Origin of the sequence: Salana multivorans (assembly GCF_003751805.1) — a bacterium.
GTDB classification, from domain to species: Bacteria; Actinomycetota; Actinomycetes; order Actinomycetales; family Beutenbergiaceae; genus Salana; species Salana multivorans.
Genome location: NZ_RKHQ01000001.1, coordinates 1,170,812 through 1,193,345 on the forward strand (window position 1 = coordinate 1,170,812; position 22,534 = coordinate 1,193,345).

Consider the following 22,534-nt stretch of genomic DNA (forward strand, 5'->3'; position numbering starts at 1 on the left):
TGGGGTCGGGCTCGGCGTCAGGGGCGGCGCGACGGTCCCGTCGGACCCGTCCGGCCGGTTCCGGTGCGTCCGGACTCGGCGCGCGTCGGCGCCGGCAGGCCAGCGGGGACCCAGCCCGGACGGGACGGCCGGGCGGCGGGGTCGCGACGCGGGTCGCGCGAGCGGTAGACGACGTACGGCCGCACGAGGTAGCCGATCGGCGCCGACCACACGTGGACGAGCCGGGTGAACGGCCACATCGCGAACAGCACCATCGCGCTCATGATGTGCGCCGTGAACATGCCCGGCACCTGGGACATGAGCTCGATGTCCGGCTGGAACACGATGAGGCTGCGGAACCACGGCGAGATCGTGCCGCGGTACTCGTAGCCGCCCCCGAAGATCTGCACGAGCACGGTCGCCGCGGTGCCGAACAGGAGCGTCGCGCCGAGCACGACGAACATCACCTTGTCCGAGACGGTCGTGGCGAGGAACACCGAGCGCGTGGTGCGACGCCGGTAGACGAGGATCACGAGCCCCGACAGCGTCATGACCGCGGCGATCGTCCCGAGCACCATCGCGCCCAGGTGATACGCGTGCTCGTCGATGCCGATCGCCGACAGCCACTCCCGCGGGACCAGGAGACCGACGACGTGGCCGCCGGCCACCATGAGGATGCCGAAGTGGAACAGCGGCGAGCCGATCCGCAGCAGCCGCTTCTCGTAGACCTCGCTCGACCGGGTGGTCCAGCCGAACTTGTCGTACCGGTACCGCCAGACGTGACCGACGACGAAGATGGCCGCCGCGATGTACGGCACCACCCCGAACATCACGATGTGGAGCTGGTTCATGCCTCGCCTCCCGCGTCGGGGCCCTCGTCCGGGCGCATGGTGGGGAACGGGAGCAGCGGTGCCGCGAGGCCCACCATCTCCCCCGGTGGCCCCTCGGACAGCAGCGCGAGGAACCGGTCGATCGTCTCCTGGGGCATCTCCGGGAGCGTGCGGCACACCGCGTCGAGCACGGCGGCGTACGGCGAGCCGACCTGGTGCAGCGCCGAGCGCAGCAGCTCGACGCCCTGGCGGTGCGCGGCGAGCAGGACGGCCGCGACGTCCCGACCACCACGCGCGGACATCTCCAGGACGAGCGGCAGGTGGTCCGGAAGCTCCCCCGTCGGCACCTCGAACCCCGCGGCGGCGAACGCCTCGGCGAACGTCACGAGCGCCATCCCCCGCCGGCGCGTGTCGCCGGAGGAGTAGAAGGACAGGTGCAGCGCGCAGCGTCGGCGCAGGTCGAACGTCGCGACGTAGTGCGCGGCGAGCTCGGCGTCGCCCCACTCGCCCGTCCGGTCGAGGAAGGACGCGAGGTCCGCCGCCACCTGGCCCGGCAGGCCGCCGACCGCGGCGTGCACGGACTCCTCGCGTCGCGCGCGGCCCTCGTCGGGGTAGGCGAGCAGGAGGGCGGCGGCGAGATGGACGACGCCGGTCTCCCCGGCCGTCAGCCCCTCCTGCGGGGCGAGGAACGGCAGCGGGGCGCGAGTGCCGGAGCGCGGGGCTGGCGTCACCGGCTCGAGCCGCTGCGGCCCGTCGGGGACGCGCGGGGCGCGCGGGCCGAGCCCGAGCGTGCGGCCGATCGGGCCCTCGAGCAGCGTCGTGAGGCGGCTCATCGGTGCTCGTCCCCGCCGTGCTCGTCCCCGCGGGACGCCTCGGGCCCCTCGCCGTAGCCGGGCTCGCCGGGCCGGGGTGGGAAGACCCCGGCGGGCGGCTCGCCGGCCGCCGTGTCCCAGTTGAGCAGGTTGACCCGCGAGGCGGTCGGGATCGTGTCGGCGCGCTGGCGCGCCTTGAGAGCGTGGAAGCTCTCGACGGTGGCGCGCATCGGCGTCCCCGACGAGGACCCGAACGGCCCACCGACGCCGCGCGGTCCACCCATCCCGGGACCGCCATCGACGTCGAGCGAGCAGCCCGAGCCCAGCTCCTCCAGCTCGCGCGCGGTCTCGACGTGCGCCGTCGGGATGACGTAGCGGTCCTCGTACTTGGCGATCGCCAGGAGCCGGTGCATCTCCTCGATCGTCGCGCCGTCCATCCCGACGCTCGCGGCGATCCGCGGGTCCTGCTCCGTCCCGAGGTTGACGTTGCGCATGTGCGCCCGCATCGCCGCGAGGCGCTGGAGCGAGGCCACGACCGGCTCGGGGTCGCCGGCGGTGAACAGCTCGGCGAGGTAGCCGATCGGGATGCGCAGCCGGTCGATCGCGTGGAACAGGGTCGGCGCGTCCTCGCCGTCGTTCCCCGAGTCCGTGACGACGTCGACGACGGGCGACAGCGGCGGCACGTACCAGACCATCGGCAGCGTCCGGTACTCCGGGTGCAGCGGCAGCGCCACCTCGTAGACCGAGATGAGCTTCCAGATCGGCGAGTTCTGCGCCGCCTCGATCCAGTCCTCCGCGATGCCGTCTCGGCGGGCGGCCGCGACCACCTCGGGGTCGCGCGGGTCGAGGAAGACCGAGCGCTGCGCCTCGAGCAGGGCCGTCTCGTCCGTGACCGATGCGGCCTCCAGCACCTTGTCCGCGTCGTAGAGGACGAGGCCGAGGTAGCGCAGGCGTCCGACGCAGGTCTCGGAGCAGACCGTCGGCTGCCCGACCTCCAGGCGCGGGTAGCACATCGTGCACTTCTCGGCCTTGCCGGTGCGGTGGTTGAAGTAGACCTTCTTGTACGGGCAGCCCGTCACGCACATCCGCCAGCCGCGGCAGGCGTCCTGGTCGACGAGGACGATGCCGTCCTCCGCCCGCTTGTACATCGCCCCCGACGGGCACGACGCGACGCACGCCGGGTTGAGGCAGTGCTCGCAGATGCGCGGCAGGTAGAACATGAACGCGTTCTCGAAGTCGTTCTTGACCCGCGCGCTCATCTTCTTCAGGACGGGGTCGTCCTGGAGGTACTCCCCGCTGCCACCGAGGTCGTCGTCCCAGTTGGCCGACCAGCGGATCGCCATGTCCTCGCCCGTGAGCAGCGACTTCGGCCGGGCGACCGGCGTGTGCTCGCCCTGCGGGGCGGACAGCAGCATGTCGTAGTCGTAGGTCCACGGCTCGTAGTAGTCGTCGATGTCCGGCAGGACCGGGTTGGCGAAGATGTTGAGCAGCTTGCTGAACCGACCCCCGGCCTTGAGCTTGAGCCGTCCGCGGCGGGTCAGGGTCCACCCGCCCTCCCACCGGTCCTGGTCCTCGTAGGTGCGGGGGTAGCCGAGGCCGGGCCGCGTCTCCACGTTGTTGAACCAGACGTACTCCATGCCGGCGCGGTTGGTCCACGCCTGCTTGCAGGTGACGGAGCAGGTGTGGCAGCCGATGCACTTGTCGAGGTTCATCACCATCGACATCTGGGCCATGACACGCATCAGTACGTCACCTCCTGCGAGCGACGACGGATCGTCGTCACCTCGTCGCGCTGGTTGCCGGTCGGTCCGAGGTAGTTGAACGCCCAGGAGAGCTGGGCGTACCCGCCGATGAGGTGGCTCGGCTTGAGCAGCACCCGGGTGAGGGAGTTGTGGATGCCGCCGCGCAGGCCCGTCGTCTCGGAGCGGGGGACGTCGACCGTCCGGTCCTTCGCGTGGTACATGAACACGGTGCCCTCGGGCATCCGGTGGCTGACGATGGCCCGCGCGACGACGACGCCGTTGCGGTTGTAGGACTCGATCCAGTCGTTGTCCTTGACGTCGATCTTCGCGGCGTCCGCCTGCGACATCCAGATCGTCGGGCCGCCGCGGGAGAGCGCCAGCATGAACAGGTTGTCCTGGTACTCCGAGTGGATCGACCACTTCGAGTGCGGCGTGAGGTAGCGGACGGCGACCTCGGCGCGACCGTCCGACCCGGCGACGCCGGTCGCGTCGCGCGACCCGACGCGCGCGTCGCCGAACAGCCGGTGCATGTCGAGCGGCGGTCGGTAGACCGGCAGGCCCTCGCCCAGCTCCGTCATCCAGTCGTGGTCGAGGTAGAAGTGCTGGCGACCGGTGAGCGTGTGCCACGGCCGGGACCGCTCCGTGTTGATGACGAACGCCGAGTAGCGCCGGCCACCGTGCTCGCTGCCGGACCACTCCGGGGACGTGATGACCGGCGTCGGGCGGGCCTGGACGTCGGCGAACGTGATCCGCGTGCCCGCGTGGTCCTCGGCCAGGTCCGCGAGCCGCGTGCCCGTCTTCCGCTCGATGTCGCGGAAGCCCTCGACGGCGAGCCGGCCGTTCGTCGTCCCCGACAGCCGCAGGATCATCTCGCACACGTGCTGCGGGGTGGTCAGGCGCGGCTGCCCGGCCGCGACGCCCGACTCGACGACGCCGTTCTTCCGGCGCAGTTCCTCGATCTCCGGCGTCGCCGTGTAGGCGACCGACTTGGTCACCATGCCGAGCTTCTCGGTCAGCGGGCCGAGCGCGCCCCACTTCTCGTGGAGCTGCGTGTAGTCGCGCGGGACGACGACGAGCTTCGGCATGGTCCGGCCCGGCACCAGCTCCTGCGTCGGGCGCACCTCGCCGCGCGGGTAGGCGAGCTCGTCCGGGGTGTCGTGCTGCAGCGGCGCGGCGACGAGGTCCTCGACCGTGCCGTCGAGGTGGCCGCGGGCCAGCCGGGAGACCTCCCTCGACAGCAGCGCGTAGATGTCGAAGTCCGTGCGCGTCTGCCACGGCGGGTCGATCGCCGCGTTGAACGAGTGGACGTAGGGGTGCATGTCCGTCGTGGACATGTCGTACTTCTCGTACCAGGTCGCCGCGGGGAGCACGACGTCGGAGAACAGCGTCGTGCTGGTCATCCGGAAGTCGCTCGTGACGAGGAGGTCGAGCTTGCCGCGCGGCACCTCGTCCGTCCACTCCATCGAGACGGGGCGACGCTCGGGTCCGGACTCCTGCGCGAGCACGGAGGAGTCGGTGCCGAGCAGGTGGCGCAGGAAGTACTCGTTGCCCTTGCCAGAGGAGCCGAGGATGTTGGCGCGCCAGATGTTGAGGACGCGCGGGAAGTTCTCCGGCGCGTCCGGCGCCTCGCAGGCGTAGCGCAGGCGGCCGGCCTCGAGCTCGGAGACGACGTAGTCGGCGGGCTCGACCCCGGCCTCGCGCGCCGCGCGGGTCAGCTCGAGCGGGTTGCGGTCGAACGTCGGGTAGGAGGGCATCCAGCCGCGCTTGGCCGACTCCACGAGCGTGTCGGCCGTCGTGCGGCCGGCGAACACGCCGGTGGCGAGCGACGAGGCGAGCGAGTCGGCCGGCAGCCCGTCGTAGCGCCACTGGTCCGTCGCGAGGTACCAGAACGCCGTGCCGATCATGTTCCGCGGCGGACGCCCCCAGTCCGCGGCGAAGGCGTACTGCGCCCAGCCGGTGACCGGGCGCAGCTTCTCCTGGCCGACGTAGTGCGCCCAGCCGCCGCCGTTGCGGCCCTGGCAGCCGGTCATCGTGGTGAGCGCGAGGAACGTGCGGTAGATCGCGTCGGAGTGGAACCAGTGGTTGGTCCCGGCCCCCATGAGGATCATCGAGCGACCCTGGGAGTCCCGCGCGTTCTGCGCGAACTCCCGGCCGATCCGGGCCGCGGCCGCCGCGGGGACCGACGTGATCTCCTCCTGCCAGGCCGGGGTGCCGGGCGTGCTCGCGTCGTCGTACCCGGTCGGCCAGGTTCCCGGGAGGGGACCCGTCGCGCCGTCGGCCCCGGTGCGGACGTCGCGACCGACGCCGTACTGCGCGAGCAGGAGGTCGAAGACGGTGGTGACGTACTCGTCGCCGACGCGGAACACGGGCACCCCGCGCCGGACGACGCCGCCGAGGCCCGTGTGCAGCTCCTCGTCGTCGGCATCGCCCGCGGCACCCGCCGGGCCGCGCGCGTCGCCCGCCGCGTCGTCGAGCGGACGGACGCCGGAGATGTCACCGGACCCGCCGCCCGGCACGAGGTCGAACCGCGGCAGGTCGACGGCGACGGCGGTCCCGTCCCACGTCGCCAGGTCCGCGATCGAGAGGCAGGGGTCGAGGTCGCCGAGCTCGAGGTTCCACGTCCCGGCCTTCGCCGGGTCGAACCGGTGACCGAGCGAGCCGTTCGGCACGACGACGGTGCCGTCCGCGTCGAGCATCGTCGTCTGGAACGCGGCGTCCCGGTCCGTGCCGGGGACCGGCAGGTCGGCGGCGGTGAGGAACTTGCCGGGGACGTACGCGCCCGGCTCGCGCGGGACGAGCCGGACGAGGTGCGGGGCGTCGGAGAACCGCGCGAGGTAGTCGGCGAAGTAGGGAGTGCGCTCCTGGACGAGGAACTCGCGCAGGATGACGTGGCCCATCGCCATGGCGAGCGCGCCGTCGGTCCCGGGGTGCGGCGCGAGCCAGTCGTCGGCGAACTTGGTGTTGTCGGCGTAGTCGGGCGAGACGACGACGACCTTCGTCCCGCGGTAGCGCGCCTCCGTCATGAAGTGCGCGTCCGGCGTGCGCGTGACGGGGACGTTCGAGCCCCACATCACGAGGTAGGAGGAGTTCCACCAGTCCGCCGACTCCGGCACGTCGGTCTGGTCGCCGAACACCTGCGGGGAGGCGACCGGCAGGTCGGCGTACCAGTCGTAGAACGAGAGCATCGTGCCGCCGAGCAGCGCGACGAACCGGGCCCCGGAGCCGTGCGAGACCATCGACATCGCGGGGATCGGGGAGAAGCCGGCGACGCGGTCCGGCCCGTAGGTCTTGATCGTGTGGACGTGGGCCGCCGCGACGATCTCGGCCGCCTCCTCCCACGTCGCGCGGACGAGGCCGCCCTTGCCGCGGGCGTGCTTGTAGGCGCGCGCCGTCTCGGGGTCGGTCGTGACCGCCTCCCACGCGAGCACCGGGTCGCCGAGGTACTCCTTCGCCTCCCGGTAGGCCTCGAGCAGCACGCCGCGGACGTAGGGGTAGCGGATGCGGGTCGGCGAGTAGGTGTACCAGGAGAAGGCGGCGCCGCGCGGGCAGCCCCGCGGCTCGTACTCCGGGGAGTCGGGGCCGACGCTCGGGTAGTCCGTCTGCTGCGTCTCCCACGTGATGATGCCGTCCTTGACGTACACCTTCCACGAGCAGGAGCCCGTGCAGTTGACGCCGTGGGTCGACCGGACGATCTTGTCGTGGCTCCACCGGTCCCGGTAGAAGGCGTCGCCCTCGCGGCCACCGGTGAGGAACACCGAGCGCAGGTCCTCCGACACCGTTCCCGGGTGCAGCCTGGACCCGACCCGCACCATCGCGTCGATGAGCGGGTTGTCCAGGCCGGCGGCCGGGGCGCCGGTGCGTCCCTCGTGCGTCGTCATGACGGTGCTCCTTGCAGTCGGTCAGCTCGTGCGTTCGGCGCCGGGGCGCGCGTAGTAGTGCCAGGTGAGGACGGTGCAGATGGCGAAGTAGACGGCGGCGCCGATGAAGAAGGCGCGCGGGGCGACGACCGTGAGCGCCATCCCGACGAGGAACGGCCCGAACGCCGCGATGGCGGAGGTGAAGCCGATGACGCCGCCCGCCTGCCGCTTGGGGAAGATCATCGGCATCTGCTTGAACGTGCCGGCGTTGCCGATGCCGGCGAACGTGAAGATGCCGAGCATGCCGATGAGGAACGGCAGGAACTGGCTGCCGCTGGTGGGGGCGAGGAAGAAGACGGTCCAGACCGTGAACGCCGTCATCCCGATGCCCGAGACGAGCGTCCAGATCGCCCCGCCGAACCGGTCGCACAGCGGGCCCCAGGCCGCCCGGGTGAGCGAGCCGAGGAACGGGCCGAGGAACGCGAACTTCACGGGGTTGGGCGCGTCGGCGAAGCTGCCGAACTCGGCCTTGACGATGAGGCCGAACTGGGCGGCGAAGCCGGCGTAGGCGCCGAAGGTCATGGTGTAGATCGCCGTCATGATCCACGTGTGCTTCTCGCGGAAGATGTCGAGCTGGTCGCGGAAGTTCGCGTTGATCGGGACGCGCTTGAGCACGATGGCCGCGAGCACGACGCCGGTGATCACCCACGGCACCATGACGAACGCGATCTGGTGCACCCAGATGCTCTGCCCCGCGGTGTCGGTCTGCGGCGCCAGGGCGCCGGCCCCGAGGAGGCCGAACCCGACCACCCACGGGCCGAGGAACTGGATGAGCGAGACGCCGAAGTTGCCCAGGCCCGCTTGGAGGCCGAGCGCCGTCCCCGCCCTGCTCCGGGGGAAGAAGTAGCTGGTGGACGGCATGAACCCGGCGAACGCGCCGCCGCCGATGCCCGTGAGGAAGGACAGGATGAGCAGGAGCGCGTAGGGCGCGTTGGGGTCCCGGACGACGAACGTCCAGCCGAGCACGGGGATGAGCAGGAGCGTCGTCGCGCCGCCCACGAGCGTCCTGGTCCCGACGATCGGCGGCAGGAACATGAAGATCAGCCGCATGAGGCCGCCGGAGAGCCCGGGGACCGCCGCGAGCCAGTAGAGCTGGTTGGCCGTGAGGTCGAACCCGATGGAGTTGAGCATCGGCGCGATGGCGGAGACCAGGTACCACACCATGAAGGCGAGGGTGAGGTTGTAGGTGGTGACCCAGAGGGTGCGCCAGGCGAGGGAGGAGTCCCAGGTGCGCTCGTCCTCGGGGTTCCAGTTCGACAGGTCCTTGGCAAGCATGCTCGTGGCCTGCGTCTCGGGTGCAGCAGCAGCGCTCATGGCGGCTCCATCGCATCGGTGGGACAACGACGTCGGGGTCCCGACTGAGGCCTCAGTCTCCGACGACCGTACCCCGTCTGCCACCGCGGGGGCCGTGAATAACCCGGTCATTTCTCTCGGCGGTTCCGAGAGCGTCCGTGCAGGTGGGAGGCGGTTCGGCCGCGCACCGACCGGGGAAATACGTGACGTGGGCGATGCATAAAAACGGTTGGACGGAGGCCTTCCCGAATTCGCGTCGCATTCGCGTGAGGAATGCCTTTCGAGTGCCGCATCTGCGTCGCCTCGAGAGGCGGTCGGCGGGTGACGCGGTGGGCGGGGCGGCGGGTCGCGCGGCGGGTCGGCCGCCCGAGGGCGTCAGCCGATGGCGGCGACGTCGAGTCGCGCACCCGCGGCCGCGAGCCGCAGGGACGACGTCACGACGTCGTCCAGCTCCCCGTCTCCGGCGATCCAGACCACTCCGCCCGCGATCGCCTGCTGCACCTGGGGAGCGGTGAGCACCTCGCCCGCGGCGACGACGGCGACCTGGTTCTCGGGTGCCGGGAGACCGGCGACCGTCCCCGTGAGCTCCGCCAGCCTCCGGGCGCCGTCGTCGTCGAACGCGATCTCCACCGCGTCCGACCGGACCGTCACGTCGGTGACGTCGGCGAGCGGGACCTCGACGTCGCCGAGCAGGTACGTCATCGTCGACGTCAGGTCGCAGACGGCGCTCACCCCGTCCGCGAGCCGGACCGCCCCGGTGGTGCCGTGGCAGTCGAGCGCGCCGAACGCGTCGAGGACGTCGGCGGTGAGCAGCGGTGACGTCCCGGCCACCACGGCCCCCGCGACCTCGTCCGCCGCGCTCCGGCCGACGGCGAGGACGCGCGCGACGCCGCCGTCGAGGGGGGTCGCGAGCACCTGCGCCGCCGCGGCCACCGCCTCCGGCGGGGCGCCGTCGGGCAGCGTCACGGCCCAGCCACCGTCCGAGGTCCTGGTCACGCCCTCGTGCTCGATGCCCGCTCGCCCCAGCCGGTGCAGGAGCACGGTCTCGAGGTCGTCGGCTGCGTCGCCGGTGAGCACCGCACCACTCGCGTCGTGGGCGGAGACGACGAGCCCGCCCGGCACGTCCGTCGCATCGGGCGCGGCGTCGCCGGGCGCACCGGTCCTCAGCGCGGCTCCGACCGCCCACACGACGGCGACGACGACGAGCGCCCCGAGGGCCACGAGGACCGCGGTCCGCGAGCGCGGCGCCGTCGGGCGCGGCGAGGTCGGCTGTGTCGCGTCGTCGATGTCCACGGGCACCTCCATCCGGTGGCGGAGCGCTCCCGGCGCCCCGTCGCTCGTCCACCTCTATCACGTCGAGCTCGCGCGGTCACGCGGACGTCCCACCGCCCGGGCACCCGGGATGTGCGACGACCCGTCGGTCAGCGGGTCGCGGGGGCGGGATGGCCGGCGTCGAGCGCGACGTCGCGCCCGCCCCCGGACCGGCGGCGGATGGCCAGCGTGCAGTGGTGCGACCCGACGAACGGCGTCAGCCGCTCCACCGTCATGGCGCCGCCGGCGCTCTCGAGCACGCCCTCGGCGAGACCGGAGTGGACGCCGCAGACGACGTCGGGCCGGTCCTTCGCCATCTCGAGGAACGGGCAGCGCCACAGGTGGAAGGTGAGGGTCTCGGAGTCCCACTCCGGGTCGAAGCCGAACGAGTCGAGGTGCGCCTCGAGCGCGAGGATGCCGCGCTCGGCGTCGTCGTGCGGCAGCGCGTCGAGCCGGTCCGGCGGCAGGCCGCGGCCCACGACGGCGCCGGCCGCCTCGGCCCGCGCCTGCGTGCCCGGCTCGCGGGCGGCGAACCCCTCGATGAGCGCCCGCGCGAACGCCGTCCGCGCGAGCGTGGCCTCGAGGCGTCCCGACGCCTCGGCGTCGGCGGCCACCTCGGCGCCGCTGGTCGGGCGGTAGAACATCCGGGGCCGCCCCCGGACCGTGCGCACCTCCGCCTCACGCCGGACGAGGTCGACCTCGAGCAGACGGGAGAGGTGCTCGCGCACGGTGTTGGGGTGCAGGCCGGTGCTCTCGGCGAGCTCTGCGACGGTGGCCGTCCCGCGCTGCTGCAGGAGGTGCAGCAGCTCGTTCCGGCTGGGGGACGCGAGCACGCGCGCGCGCCCGATCTCATCGACCATGGGGGCATCCTTCCCGATTAATCACGGCCCGGCCAGGGACTAAAGGCTCAGGCCGGGCCGCTCCGGCTTTTCTACGGTCGTAGGCGTGGAAACCTCTGCCCGACCCTCGGCCGTCGGGGACGCCCCCGCGCGCGGCGCCGCCGAGACGGCGGCGAGGCCGGCGACGCGCGCGCACCCCCGCGCCCTGTTCCTCGTGCCGGGCGGGCTCGCCCTCCTGGGCGGCATCGCCGCTGCGTTCGGCCTGCTCGGGCTCCCCCTGGCCGGCGTGCCGCAGCGCTGGGAGGAGGTGCACGGACCGCTCATGGTGCTGGCGTTCGTCGGCACCGTCATCGCGCTCGAGCGCGCGGTCGCGCTGCGCGCCGCCGCGGCGTTCCTCGCCCCCGGGCTGCTGGGCCTCGGCGGGCTCCTCCTGCTCGCTCCCGTCGAGCCCCGCCTCGCGCGGGCCGTCCTGCTCGCGGGCACGCTCGCCCTCGTCGCCGTCTACGCCCGGCTGTGGCGACGCGCGGCCGCCCTGCCGCTGCTGGTCGAGATCGTCGGCGCCGTCTGCGCCGCCGCGGCCGCGGCGCTCTGGCTCCTCGGCGTCGCGGTCCCGTTCCTCGCGCCGGCGCTGGTCGGCTTCCTCGTCCTGACGATCCTCGGCGAGCGGCTGGAGCTGGCGGCCGTCGGGTTCCGCGCGCCCGACCCCGGGCCGACCGCCCCCGAGGCCCTGGCCGCGGCCGGCGCCGGCGCGTACCTGCTCGCCGCGGCCGCCGCGCTCGTCGTCCCGGAGGCCGGCTACCGCGCGCTCGGCCTCGTCCTCGCGGGGCTCGTCGCCGTCGTCGCCCACCACGACGTCGCGCGACGCACCGTCCGCACGCGCGGGCTCACGCGCTACATGGCGTGCGCGATGCTCGCGGGCTACGCGTGGCTCGCCGTGGCCGCGGGCGTGTGGGTGGTCGCCGGACCCGCCTGGCAGGGCCGGGCCTACGACGCGGCCCTGCACGCCGTCTTCCTCGGCTTCGTGCTCTCGATGATCATGGCGCACGCGCCGGTCATCCTCCCGGCGGTCCTGCGCCGCCCGCTGCCCTACCGCCGGGTGCTCTACCTCCCCCTCGCCCTGCTGCACGGCTCGCTGCTCGTGCGCCTCCTGGCCGGCGACGCCTGGGACCTGCCCCTCGCCGTCCAGGTCGGCGGCGTCGGGAACGTCGTCGCCGTCCTCCTCTTCGTCGTCCTCGCCGCGGGCAGCGTCACCCTGCCTCGCGCACGGCGCGACCCGCCCGCCGCCCGCGCGGTGCGCCCGAGCCCTCCACCCACCTCCGACATCGACGGAGCCGCGTCGTGACCATCCCCGTCGGCCCTCCCCCGGGCCAGCCCGCCGGCCCTCCTCCCGACTCCGCCGGCCGGCCCGACCCCGCGGCCGCGCACCCCGCGGCCGCGCACCCCGCGGCCGCGGCCCAGCGCGCGACCCGGGCCAGCCTCTACGTCCCCGCGAACCTGCTCGTCCTCGCGTGGTTCGTCGGCGCCGGCGTCGTCACGCTCGGGCACCGGTTCGTCCCCGAGGCCGGCTGGCTCATGGTCCACCTCCTCCTCGCGGGCGGGGTCAGCACCGCGATCCTCCTGTGGAGCCAGCACTTCGCCGAGACGCTTCTGCGCCGACCGGCCCCGGGCGGGCGGCGGGGCCTGTGGCTGCGGCTGATCGGCTGGACGGTCGGCGCGCTCCTCGTCACGGCCGGCACCGTCCTCGGAGGGCGCGGACCCGGCCTCGCGGCGGTCGCGACCGCCGCCACGGTCGCGGGCGGCATCCTCGCCGGCGTCGTCGCGCTCGCGCACGTCGCCGTCCTCGTCCGGCAGGCCCGGGCGGGCACGGCCGGGGGCCGCGGCGGCGGCCGTGGCGCGCGGGCGGCCGGCCGTCTCCTCGGCAACCGGTTCGCGCACCTGGTCCGGTACTACGTCGTGGCCGGCGCCCTCCTCCCGCCCGGGATCGCCGCCGGCGTCCTCATGGCACGCCTCGAGCCCGGGCCCGAGCCGATGGGTCGGCTCTACCTCGCGCACGTGCTGCTCACCGTGCTCGGCTGGATCGGCCTCACGGTCGCGGGGACGGCGGTGCTCCTCTTCCCGACCGTCCTGCACACCCGGATCGACGACGAGGCCGACCGCGCCGGGCGCTGGGCCCTGCCCATCATGGGGGCCGGCCTCGCGCTCACGCTCGTCGCCACGGCCACGGGCGTGCGCGTCCTCGTCGGCCCGGGCTGCCTCGTCGTCGCGGCCGGCATCGCCTGGCTCGGCTGGCAGGCGGGCCGCGAGGCCGTGGCGGCGTCGCGCGCGGCCGGGCACACCTCCGGCACCGGGGGCGGCCTCGCCGCCTGGTCGATCGCCGCGTCGCTCGTCTGGTTCGCCTGCTGCGTCGTGGCGCTCGGCGTCACCGTCGTCCGCGCGCCGACGTGGGCCGCCGTTCCCGGCTCGCTCACCGGGCTGGTCGCGCCGTTCGCCGCCGGGTTCGTCGCGCAGGTGATGGTCGGCTCGATGACGTACCTGCTCCCCGTCGTGCTCGGCGGGGGGCCGGGCGCCGTCCGGTGGTCGATCGCGGAGCTGACCCGGTGGGGCGGCGCGCGGTTCGTCGTGCTCAACGCCTGCGTCCTGCTGTTCGCGCTCCCGCTGCCGAGCTGGGTCGCCGTCACCGTCTCGACGCTCGGCCTCGGCTCGCTGCTCGCCTTCCTCGTCCTCGCGGTGCGCACCGTGCTGGTCCAGCGTCGCCGCCCCTCGCGCACGCTCCCGCAGCCACGTCCGGACGCCGAGGTCGTCCGGGAGCGTCGCCTGCTCACCCGCACCCGCACCCGCACGCTCACCAGCGCCGCGTCAGGGGCCGCGCTCGTCGTGGCCGCCGTCGTCCTCGGCGTCGCGGCCGACCCGGTCGCGGCCGGCGTCACCGCGCTGCCCGCGACGGCGGCGGGCGGGTCCGCTGCCGCGAGCGGGTCCGACGCGGCGCAGCCGACGGGCGAGACCACGACGGTCGAGGTCACGATGTCCGGGATGACCTTCACGCCCGACGTCATCGAGGTCCCCGTCGGCAACGCGCTCGTCCTCGACGTGACCAACGACGGCGACCAGGTCCACGACCTCGTCCTCGCGAGCGGCGCGTCCTCGGGCCGGCTCTACCCCGGCGAGTCCGCGACGGTCGAGGCCGGCGTCATCACCGCCGACCTCGACGGCTGGTGCTCGGTCGCCGGCCACCGCGTGCTCGGCATGACGCTGCGCATCGTCGCCGTGGCGAGCGACGACGACACGACCGTGACGGCGGACGCCCCGGACGGCCACGCGGGCCACGCGGGCCACGCGGGCCACGGGAGCGACGGGACGCCCGACGCCGGCGAGCCGTCCGTCGCCGACACGGTCAACCTCGCGGCGCTGCTGCACGGTGACGCGCCGGACGGCTTCGCCGCGCGCGACGCGACGCTGGCCCCGGCCGCGACGTCGGGCACCGACGCGCAGGGCATCACGAGCGAGCCCGACCCCGACGGGACCGGGACGCTCCACCGGATCACCATGACCGTCGAGGAGGTGGAGACGGAGGTCGCGCCCGGGGTCCGGCAGACGCTCTGGACGTTCAACGGGACGGCGCCCGGCCCGGTGCTGCGCGGGAAGGTCGGCGACACGTTCGAGATCACCCTGGTCAACGACGGCTCGCTCGGCCACTCGATCGACTTCCACGCCGGTGCCCTCGCGCCCGACGAGCCGATGCGGACGATCTCGCCGGGCGAGTCCCTCACCTACGTCTTCCGGGCGGAGCGCTCGGGCATCTGGATGTACCACTGCTCGACCATGCCGATGAGCCTCCACATCGCGAACGGGATGATGGGCGCGGTCGTCATCGACCCCGAGGACCTCGCGCCGGTCGACCGCGAGTACGTGCTCGTGCAGTCCGAGCTCTACCTCGGGCCGCAGGGCGGGACCGCGGACCCGGAGCGGATCGCGACCCAGAACCCGGACCTCATGGCGTTCAACGGCTACGCCAACCAGTACCGCTGGGCGCCGCTGCGGGCCGAGGTCGGCGAGCGCGTGCGGCTGTGGGTGCTCGACGTCGGGCCCAACCGGCCCAGCGCGTTCCACGTCGTCGGGGGGCAGTTCGACACGGTCTTCCTCGAGGGGGACTACGCGCTGCGCGACGGCGGGTCGACGGGGTCGGGCGGCTCGCAGGTCCTCGGCCTGCTGCCGGCCCAGGGCGGGTTCGTCGAGCTCACCTTCCCGGAGGCCGGGCACTACTCGTTCGTGACGCACGCGATGTCCGACGCCGAGAAGGGCGCGGCGGGCACCGTCGAGGTCCGCGAGCCGGGCGTCGGCCCCGGTTCCGACGCCGCCGCGTCGGGGTCCGCTGGCTAGGCTCGCACCGTGCGCCTGCCCGCCATCGTCGAGCCCGGCCCGCCGCTGTCCGCGGCCGAGGCCGAGCGCACCGCGCGCCACGCGCGCCTGCCCGAGCTGGGCGAGCTCGGCCAGCGCCGGCTGCACGCCGCGCGCGTCCTCGTGCTCGGTGCCGGGGGCCTCGGTGCCCCCGCCCTCCTCTACCTGGCGGCGGCGGGCATCGGCACGATCGGGATCGTCGACGACGACCAGGTTGACGTCAGCAACCTGCACCGTCAGGTGATCCACGGCGTCGAGGACGTCGGAGGGGCGAAGACGGCGAGCGCCGCGCGGCGGCTGCGCGAGGTGGCGCCGTCCGTCGAGGTCGTCGAGGTGCGCGAGCGGCTGACGCCGGAGGTCGCCGCGGACGTCATCGGCGGCGGGTGGGACGTCATCCTCGACGGGACGGACAACTTCGCGACCCGCTACCTCGTCGCGGACACCTGCGCGCGGCTCGGCGTCCCGCTCGTGTGGGCGAGCGTGCTGCGGTTCGACGCCCAGGTCGCGGTGTTCTGGACGCCGGCGGCCGACCGCGCGGACGCCCAGGGGTTCCCGGACGGGGTCGCGGGCGTGACGCTGCGCGACCTGTTCCCCGAGCCGCCGGCGCCCGGATCCGTTCCCTCGTGCGCCGAGGCCGGCGTCCTCGGGGCCCTGTGCGGCATGGTCGGGTCGATGATGGCGCTCGAGGCGATCAAGCTGGTCGCCGGGATCGGCGAGGTCCTGCTCGGGCGGGTCGCGGTGGTCGACGGGCTCACGCTCCGCGTCCACGACGTCCCCCTCCGCCCCGCCGATCACGACGCCACCCCGCCCCGCGCCCGGCCCGCGCCGAGCACGGCCCTCCCGCGCACCGGGCCCGCCGCGGCGGTCGCGGCACCCGCTGGCCCCCTCGTCGACGTGCGCGAGCCGGCCGAGGCCGCCGAGGCCGGCGACGGGCTGGCCGGAGCCGTCGTCGTGCCCATCGGCGTCATCGAGCAGGCCGCCCGGTCGGCCGACCCGATCGCCGCGCTCGCGGTCGCCGGTCTCCCGCCGACCGTCTCCGGTGACGACGTCAACCACCTTCGCCTCTACTGCCGCTCGGGCGCTCGGGCCCAGCGCGGGGCACGTCTCCTGCGCTCGCTCGGCGTGCCGGCCGTCGCGCTCCCGCCCGAGGACGTCGACCGCCTCCGGGCCGCGTCCGCGCTGACCGACCGGCCCGAGGGAGCCCCGCGATGAGCCTTGTCCCCGTCGCCGACCACCTCGCGGGCATCCTCGCCGGCGTCCGACCGCTCCCCGAGCTGGAGGTCCGGCTCGGGGCCGCGCTCGGCCACCGGCTCGCCCGGCCGGTCGCCGCGAGCCTCGCCGTCCCGCCGTGGGAGAACTCCGCGATGGACGGCTACGCCGTGCGGTTCGCCGACGTGGCCGAGGCCGCCCCCGAGCGCCCGGTCACGCTGCGCGTGGTCGGCGACGTGCCGGCCGGCTCGCCCGAGGACCCGCCGATCGGACCGGGCGAGGCCGTCCGGATCATGACGGGCGCGTCCCTGCCGACCGACGCCGACACGGTCGTCCAGCTCGAGCACACCGACCGCGACGACCCCGCGGCCCCGCTCGCGTCGACCGTCACGGTGCTGCGCGGGCCGCGGGCCGGGATGCACGTGCGACGGGCGGGCGAGGACCGTCGGGTGGGCGACCCGGTGGCCGCGGCGGGCACGCTCGTGACGGGCCCGGTCGCCGCCGCGCTGGCCTCGACCGGCGCGGGCACGGCGTGGGTCCGGCGCCGGCCCCGCGTCGCGGTCGTCGCCACGGGCAGCGAGCTCGTCGCGCCCGGTGAGCGGCTCGGCCGCGGCCGGATCCCGGACTCCAACTCCCTGCTGCTGGCCGGCCTGGTCGCGGATGCCGGGGCCGAGGTCGCCGCCGTCGAGCACGCGTCGGATGCTCCCGGCGACCTCGAGCTGGTCCTCGCCCGGGTCGTCGACGGGGCGGCGCCCGACGTCGTCGTCCTCACCGGCGGCGTCAGCCAGGGAGCCCACGACCCGGTCCGGCGTGCGTTCGCCGGCTCGGACGCCGTGCGGTTCACGCGGGTGGCGATGCAGCCGGGCAAGCCGCAGGCCGTCGGCCGGCTCGGCGCCGACGGGCCGCTTCTGCTCGGCCTGCCGGGCAACCCGGTGAGCGTGTGGGTCTCGTTCCTCGTGTTCGCCCGGCCCCTCCTGCTGACGCTGGCCGGCGCCCCCGACGACGTCGTGCTCCCGCGGCCGACGCTCGCCGTCGTCGAGACCGGCTGGCGCACCCCCGGGGGACGCGACCAGTACCTCCCGGCGCGGATCGCCGAGGCCGCCGGCGTCGCCGACGCGCGGGACGCCGGCCCGGCCCTCGTCGGCCCGGCGGCCGCGCTCGGCTCGAAGTCGCACCTGGCCGCGAGCCTGGCCGCCGCCAACGGGTACGCGATCGTCCCGGCGGCCGACCAGGGTCGCCACGACGACGGCCGGGTGCACCCCGGCGACGTCGTCGCGGTCGTCCGGCTCGCCCTCGAGCTGCCGCACCCGGCCGGCGCGCCGCGCGGTGGGGTCTGACGTGTCCGCCGTGGATCCGCGGCTCGCGGCGGCCGTCGAGGCCAGCCGGCGCTGGTACGACGCCGTGGCCGAGCTCCACGACCTGCCCGTGCGCGTCGACGACCGGCTGTGGGTCGCGCTCGCCGAGCCACCGCCCTGGCACTCCGCGGTCAAGACGCTGCGGGCCGACGTCGACGCCGCCGCGGCGCTCGGGGTATGGGGCGACCGCACGGGCGGGTCGGTTGCCGACTCGTTCGGCGTCCTCGACCTGGCCGGGCGCGGGTTCGACCTCCTGATCGACGCGACGTGGGTCTACCACCCCGGCGTGACGGCGCCCTGGCCGGAGCCGTGGCGCGTCGTCCGCGAGCCCGACCTGCTGACGCGCTGGTGCCACCGGCACGACTACGCCGGTGTGCTGCCGCCCGCCGTCCTCGACCGCGCAGACCTCCACGTGCTCGCACGCATCGTCGACGACGAGCCGGTCGCGGGTGCCGTCGTGCACGACGCGGGCGGCACTGCCGGGATGTCCAACCTCTGGTCCGTCTCGGGCGTGCCGACGGAGGCCGACGTGACCGACGTCCTCGCCTGCGCCGGCGTGCTGCTGCCGGGCCGGGCGGTGACGGACTACGCGTGGGACGAGGAGCTCGCGGCCGTGCTCGCGGCGGGCTTCGAGCCGGTCGGCCCGCACCGCGTCTGGAGGACGAGCACCCCACCCCGACGACCAGAGCCGAGGCCCCGATGACCTTCACCCACCTGGACTCCGCCGGCCACGCCCGCATGGTCGACGTGACCGAGAAGACGCCGACCGTCCGCTCCGCGACCGCCGCCGGCTTCGTCCACTGCTCGCCCGGCGTCGTCGCGGCCCTTCGCGACGGGAGCACCCCCAAGGGCGACGTCCTGGCCGTCGCCCGGATCGCCGGCATCGCCGGTGCCAAGCGGTGCGCCGAGCTGCTGCCGCTCGCGCACGTCATCGGCGTGCACGGCGCCGTCGTCGAGCTCGACGTCACGGACGCCGGCGTCGCCGTGTCGGCGACGGTCCGCACCGCCGACCGGACCGGCGTCGAGATGGAGGCCCTCACCGCCGTGACGGTCGCGGCGCTCGCGATCGTCGACATGGTCAAGGGCCTGGACAAGCACACCTGGATCGGCGAGGTCCGGCTCGAGGCCAAGACCGGCGGTAGGTCGGGCGAGTGGCGGCGCTCGTCATGACCGAGGTCCAGCGCCCTGCCGGCCGGCGTCCCGACGGCCTGGCCGCGGTCGTGCTCTCGGGCGGGCGCGGCTCGCGGCTCGGCGGCGTCTCGAAGGCCGCGCTCGACGTCGCCGGCGTCGCGCTGCTGGACGGCGTGCTCGACGCGCTGGCCGCGGGCGGCGTGCCGGCGCGGCGCACCGTCGTCGTCGGCGACGGGCCCGAGCCGGCGCGCGACGGCCTCCTGGTGACGCGCGAGGAGCCCCCGTTCGGTGGTCCGCTCGCCGCGCTCGGGGCCGGCCTGGCGCTCGTGCCGACCGGCGTCCCCGAGGTGCTCGTGCTCGCCTGCGACCTGCCGGCGGCCCGCGAGCTGGTGCCGCTGCTCACCGGCGTCGACCCGCGGCACGGCGGCGCGTTCGGGACCGCGGTGGTCGACGCCGACGGCCGGACCCAGTGGCTGGCCGCGCGCTACCGCCGCGCCCCGCTGGCCGCGGCGATCGAGAGGGCGCGGGCGGACCTCGGCACGCTCGACGGCGTCTCGCTGCGGGCCGTGCTCGGGCCGGTGCCGCTCGCGGGCATCGCCGACGAGACCGGCGCGAGCCGCGACGTCGACACGCCGGACGATCTGGCCCGCGAGCGCCGTCGCGCCGCCGGCTCCGGCCGCGCGGCCGGCTCGGGCCGGCCGGACCCCGACGACCCAGACGACCCAGACGACGCCGACGACGCGGGAGGACCCCGATGACCGACCAGCAACGCCCAGCCCACCACCTGCCGCCGGCGGACCTCCTGCCGTGGTCCGACGCCGTCGCGGAGCTGTACCGCCTGCCCGAGCGGTTCGACGAGACGGAGCTCGGCCTCGTGCTCGACGTCGCGCGCGACGTGTCCAAGGGGGTCGCGCGCCCCGCGGCCCCCGTCTCGACGTTCCTGCTCGGCGTCGCCATCGGTCGTGGGCTGGCGGACGGGAGCATCGACGCGGAGGACCGCACGAGCGGGCTCGCCCACCTGGCGCGGCAGGTCCAGGCGGCGGCCCTCGCCGTCCCCCTCGCCGACGCCGGTCCGGTGGCCGAGGAGGCCGGCGCGTGACGGCCGCGACCGGCCCCGTGCGGGTCCGCCTCTTCGCCGGCGCGGCCGAGGCCGTCGGGACCGACGCGGTGACCAGCGGCGCGGCGACCGTCGGCGACCTCGTCGAGGAGCTGGTCGCCGCCTCGGGCGAGGCGACGACGCGCGACGTGCTCGCGCGGTGCTCCTTCCTCGTGGCCGGCCGGCGCACCGACGACCCGGGTCACGCGCTCCCGCGCGGCGGCGTCGTCGACGTCCTCCCGCCCTTCGCCGGGGGCTGACGGCACCGACCGCGATCACGCGTGGACGGCGTCGGCCGGCGCCGAGGGCCCCGAGGTAGCCTGACCCGCATGAGGCACCAGCAGCCCGACCCGACCCGTGACGCCTGAGCAGGCGGCCGCGCACGCGCGGCAGTGGGAGGCGCTGGCCGCGGCCCGGACCGGCGAGGAGCGCGCCCGGGCGATCACCGAGGCCCAGGGGTGGTGGCGCGAGCACGCCCGGCTGAGCGCGGCCGCGGGACGGGTGCCGGCCGGCTACGCGGCGCCCGCGCCGCAGCGTGTCCCGTCCCAGCAACCACTCGGCGTCACCCCCTACGCCGGCCCGCCCAGCGGGCCGGTTCCCTACGGCGCCCCCGCGTACGGTGGCGCGACGCCGTACCCCGCCGGCCCGCCGCAGCGCCGGCGCACCTCGGGCTGTCTCGTCGCGCTGATCGTGACGCTCGTCGTCGGCGTCGCGACCATGCTCGTCATCGGTCTCGTGGTCACGTCGCTGAACCGCGTGGTCGAGGCCGGCCCGACGACCGCGCCGACCGTGTACCCCTCCCCCACCCAGGTCGCCCCGTCCCCGACGGCCCCGACCGACCCGCCGACGACGGCCGAGCCGACCCCCGAGCCCACGACGGCACCCCCGATGACCGACGAGGAGATGTTCCTCGGCGGCTACTGGGAGCTGCCGCTGCCGGACCCGGTCCCGCTCAGCTCCCCGCTCCCGCGGTTCAGCGACACCTACGCCGACGCGACCGAGTGGTTCGCCGGCCACGGCATCCCCGAGATCACCGCGGTGGCGACGGACGACCCGACGCTCAACTGCGGGTTCGGCTACGCGAACTCCGACACCTTCGTCCACGCCGGCTGCTACCAGACGAACCACCGCGACATCGTCTTCGTGTGGTGGAACGAGGACAGCACGTTCGCCCAGCGGGAGTTCCTCGTCGCCCACGAGTACAGCCACTGGTACCAGTGGCACGAGCACTTCGACGTGATGAACGCCGCCCGGTTGCAGGGGTTCTTCACCGACTCGCAGGCGTGGCGCGACGCGATGGAGTCCGACGCCACCTGCCGGGTGCTCTCGTGGGGCGGCTACGACGCGACGGTCGCCGCCGAGTCGAGCACGCCGTGCACCACCGACGGCTGGTACGAGGGCTGGCTGATCGATGCCGCCGTCGCGCTGGGGGTCCAGCTCTAGCCGGGACGGACCCGCGCGCCTAGACCGGACGCCTCAGCCGCCGATGGCGTTCATCCCGCGGCGCGGCTGGAGGAAGCCCGGGTCGTCGATGCCGTGACCGGGCAGCTTCGCGCGCAGCGCCCGGCGCAGCAGGGCGTCGAGGGCAGCGTCGGTCGGGTCGTCGATCGGGTCGTCGATCGGTTCGGCGGTCGGTTCACCGGTCGGCCGGAGCACGCGGAGCAGGTCGAACTCGTCGGTCGAGAACAGGCAGTTGCGGATCTGGCCGTCGGCGGTGAGCCGGATGCGGTCGCACGCCCCGCAGAACGGCGCGGTCACCGACGCGATGACGCCGACGGTCCGTTCCCCGTCCGGCGACCCGGGCCCGTGCAGCCGCCACCGCTCGGCCGGGGCTCCCCCGCGCGCCGGCACCGGCTCGAGCTCCCAGCGCCGGCGGAGCGCGGCAAGGATCTCCTCGCGGGTCACCATGCGCGAGCGGTCCCACGTGTGCCCGGCGTCCAGCGGCATCTGCTCGATGAACCGCAGCTCGGCGCCGAGCGAGAGCGCGTAGCCGGTGAGGTCGACCAGCTCGTCGTCGTTGACGCCGCGCATCGCGACCGTGTTGAGCTTCAGCGGACGCAGCCGGCTCGCCGCCGCCGCCTCGATCCCGGCCAGCACGTCGGCGTGCCGGTCCCGGCGGGTCAGCTCGCGGAACCGGTCGGCGCGCAGCGTGTCGAGCGAGATGTTGAGCCGGGCCAGGCCGGCCTCGACGAGTGCGTCGAGCACGCGCGGCAGGCCGATGCCGTTGGTCGTCATCGCGACGCTCACGCGCTCGCCGGCCCGCGATCCCACTCCGACACGTAGCGCGGCGAGCCGCGCGACCACGTCGACGAGGTCGCGGCGCAGCAGGGGCTCGCCACCGGTGAGGCGGAACGTCGAGACGCCGGCCCGGGCCGCGACGGTCGCGACGCGGACGATCTCGTCCGCGGTCAGCACCGACTCGCGCGCCAGCCACTCGAGGTTCTGCTCGGGCATGCAGTACGTGCAGCGCAGGGAGCACCGGTCCGTGAGGGAGATCCGCAGGTCGCGGTGGACGCGACCGAACGTGTCGACGAGCCGGCGCGCCGCGCCGTCGCGGGCCGGGCGGTCGCGGCCGACCGCCGGGTCGGGCGGCGGCAGGACCGGCGTCGGCAGCCAGGCCAGCCC

General features: G+C 74.9%; 18 protein-coding genes. 10 read left to right on the forward strand and 8 right to left on the reverse strand.

The window, feature by feature from the left end; genetic code table 11:
• Window positions 1-17 precede the first annotated feature (17 nt).
• From narI to EDD28_RS05330, 7 genes are all read right to left on the reverse strand, one after another.
• On the reverse strand, window positions 18-830 hold the full coding sequence (gene narI / locus EDD28_RS05300; protein WP_123738658.1) for a respiratory nitrate reductase subunit gamma: 813 nt from the start codon (window positions 828-830) through the stop codon (window positions 18-20).
• A complete protein-coding gene (gene narJ / locus EDD28_RS05305; protein WP_123738659.1) occupies window positions 827-1,642 on the reverse strand; it encodes a nitrate reductase molybdenum cofactor assembly chaperone in 816 nt (271 codons plus the stop codon). Before narJ ends, narI begins: the two co-directional genes overlap by 4 nt.
• Entirely contained in the window at window positions 1,639-3,363 is a 1,725-nt protein-coding gene (gene narH / locus EDD28_RS05310; RefSeq protein ID WP_123738660.1) for a nitrate reductase subunit beta, read from the reverse strand. The genes narJ and narH overlap by 4 nt, the downstream gene beginning before the upstream one ends.
• On the reverse strand, window positions 3,363-7,241 hold the full coding sequence (locus tag EDD28_RS05315) for a nitrate reductase subunit alpha (RefSeq protein WP_123738661.1): 3,879 nt from the start codon (window positions 7,239-7,241) through the stop codon (window positions 3,363-3,365). The genes narH and EDD28_RS05315 overlap by 1 nt, the downstream gene beginning before the upstream one ends.
• A 21-nt stretch (window positions 7,242-7,262) precedes the next feature.
• Window positions 7,263-8,594, reverse strand: coding sequence for an MFS transporter (locus EDD28_RS05320; protein ID WP_245967929.1), 1,332 nt, complete (start codon window positions 8,592-8,594; stop codon window positions 7,263-7,265).
• Between the two features lie 354 nt (window positions 8,595-8,948).
• Window positions 8,949-9,866, reverse strand: coding sequence for a SecDF P1 head subdomain-containing protein (locus EDD28_RS05325; protein WP_148059554.1), 918 nt, complete (start codon window positions 9,864-9,866; stop codon window positions 8,949-8,951).
• A gap of 128 nt (window positions 9,867-9,994) precedes the next feature.
• Window positions 9,995-10,744, reverse strand: coding sequence for a helix-turn-helix transcriptional regulator (locus tag EDD28_RS05330; protein ID WP_123738663.1), 750 nt, complete (start codon window positions 10,742-10,744; stop codon window positions 9,995-9,997).
• Window positions 10,745-10,829: 85 nt separating this feature from the next.
• Between EDD28_RS05330 and EDD28_RS05335 the strand changes: the two genes are divergently transcribed.
• From EDD28_RS05335 to EDD28_RS05380, 10 genes are all read left to right on the forward strand, one after another.
• Window positions 10,830-12,065, forward strand: a complete 1,236-nt coding sequence (locus EDD28_RS05335) for a hypothetical protein (protein WP_211339116.1) — start codon at window positions 10,830-10,832, stop codon at window positions 12,063-12,065.
• Window positions 12,062-15,100 carry a multicopper oxidase domain-containing protein gene (locus EDD28_RS05340; protein WP_245967930.1) on the forward strand — a complete coding sequence of 1,013 codons (3,039 nt, stop codon included), beginning with the start codon at window positions 12,062-12,064 and terminating at the stop codon, window positions 15,098-15,100. Before EDD28_RS05335 ends, EDD28_RS05340 begins: the two co-directional genes overlap by 4 nt.
• Window positions 15,101-15,109: 9 nt before the next feature.
• The gene (locus tag EDD28_RS05345) at window positions 15,110-16,330 is read left to right on the forward strand and encodes a ThiF family adenylyltransferase (protein WP_123738664.1); all 1,221 of its coding nucleotides are present in this window, start codon (window positions 15,110-15,112) and stop codon (window positions 16,328-16,330) included.
• Window positions 16,327-17,664 (forward strand): molybdopterin molybdotransferase MoeA, encoded by a 1,338-nt coding sequence (locus EDD28_RS05350; protein WP_123738665.1) that lies wholly within the window; start codon window positions 16,327-16,329, stop codon window positions 17,662-17,664. Before EDD28_RS05345 ends, EDD28_RS05350 begins: the two co-directional genes overlap by 4 nt.
• A 1-nt stretch (window position 17,665) precedes the next feature.
• Window positions 17,666-18,385, forward strand: a complete 720-nt coding sequence (locus tag EDD28_RS05355) for a hypothetical protein (RefSeq protein WP_148059555.1) — start codon at window positions 17,666-17,668, stop codon at window positions 18,383-18,385.
• Entirely contained in the window at window positions 18,382-18,852 is a 471-nt protein-coding gene (gene moaC, locus EDD28_RS05360) for a cyclic pyranopterin monophosphate synthase MoaC (RefSeq protein ID WP_123738667.1), read from the forward strand. The genes EDD28_RS05355 and moaC overlap by 4 nt, the downstream gene beginning before the upstream one ends.
• Window positions 18,849-19,571: a molybdenum cofactor guanylyltransferase gene (gene mobA, locus EDD28_RS05365; protein ID WP_123739949.1), complete on the forward strand. Its 723-nt coding sequence runs from the start codon at window positions 18,849-18,851 to the stop codon at window positions 19,569-19,571. The genes moaC and mobA overlap by 4 nt, the downstream gene beginning before the upstream one ends.
• The gene (locus EDD28_RS05370) at window positions 19,568-19,912 is read left to right on the forward strand and encodes a DUF6457 domain-containing protein (RefSeq protein WP_123738668.1); all 345 of its coding nucleotides are present in this window, start codon (window positions 19,568-19,570) and stop codon (window positions 19,910-19,912) included. Before mobA ends, EDD28_RS05370 begins: the two co-directional genes overlap by 4 nt.
• Window positions 19,909-20,169 (forward strand): MoaD/ThiS family protein, encoded by a 261-nt coding sequence (locus tag EDD28_RS05375; RefSeq protein WP_245967931.1) that lies wholly within the window; start codon window positions 19,909-19,911, stop codon window positions 20,167-20,169. The genes EDD28_RS05370 and EDD28_RS05375 overlap by 4 nt, the downstream gene beginning before the upstream one ends.
• Before the next feature lie 97 nt (window positions 20,170-20,266).
• Window positions 20,267-21,352, forward strand: a complete 1,086-nt coding sequence (locus tag EDD28_RS05380; protein ID WP_123738669.1) for a hypothetical protein — start codon at window positions 20,267-20,269, stop codon at window positions 21,350-21,352.
• 33 nt (window positions 21,353-21,385) lie between these two features.
• Here EDD28_RS05380 and moaA read toward each other — a convergent pair whose 3' ends face one another.
• On the reverse strand, window positions 21,386-22,531 hold the full coding sequence (gene moaA / locus EDD28_RS05385; protein WP_425469977.1) for a GTP 3',8-cyclase MoaA: 1,146 nt from the start codon (window positions 22,529-22,531) through the stop codon (window positions 21,386-21,388).
• Between the last annotated feature and the right edge of the window lie 3 nt (window positions 22,532-22,534).

What these genes read in the sequence shown, in the direction of transcription:
- narI (WP_123738658.1), bottom strand. Translation starts at nt 830, where the DNA reads ATGAACCAGCTCCACATCGTGATGTTCGGGGTGGTGCCGTACATCGCG.
- narJ (WP_123738659.1), bottom strand. Translation starts at nt 1,642, where the DNA reads ATGAGCCGCCTCACGACGCTGCTCGAGGGCCCGATCGGCCGCACGCTC.
- narH (WP_123738660.1), bottom strand. Translation starts at nt 3,363, where the DNA reads ATGCGTGTCATGGCCCAGATGTCGATGGTGATGAACCTCGACAAGTGC.
- EDD28_RS05315 (WP_123738661.1), bottom strand. Translation starts at nt 7,241, where the DNA reads ATGACGACGCACGAGGGACGCACCGGCGCCCCGGCCGCCGGCCTGGAC.
- EDD28_RS05320 (WP_245967929.1), bottom strand. Translation starts at nt 8,594, where the DNA reads ATGAGCGCTGCTGCTGCACCCGAGACGCAGGCCACGAGCATGCTTGCC.
- EDD28_RS05330 (WP_123738663.1), bottom strand. Translation starts at nt 10,744, where the DNA reads ATGGTCGATGAGATCGGGCGCGCGCGCGTGCTCGCGTCCCCCAGCCGG.
- EDD28_RS05350 (WP_123738665.1), top strand. Translation starts at nt 16,327, where the DNA reads ATGAGCCTTGTCCCCGTCGCCGACCACCTCGCGGGCATCCTCGCCGGC.
- moaC (WP_123738667.1), top strand. Translation starts at nt 18,382, where the DNA reads ATGACCTTCACCCACCTGGACTCCGCCGGCCACGCCCGCATGGTCGAC.
- mobA (WP_123739949.1), top strand. Translation starts at nt 18,849, where the DNA reads ATGACCGAGGTCCAGCGCCCTGCCGGCCGGCGTCCCGACGGCCTGGCC.
- EDD28_RS05370 (WP_123738668.1), top strand. Translation starts at nt 19,568, where the DNA reads ATGACCGACCAGCAACGCCCAGCCCACCACCTGCCGCCGGCGGACCTC.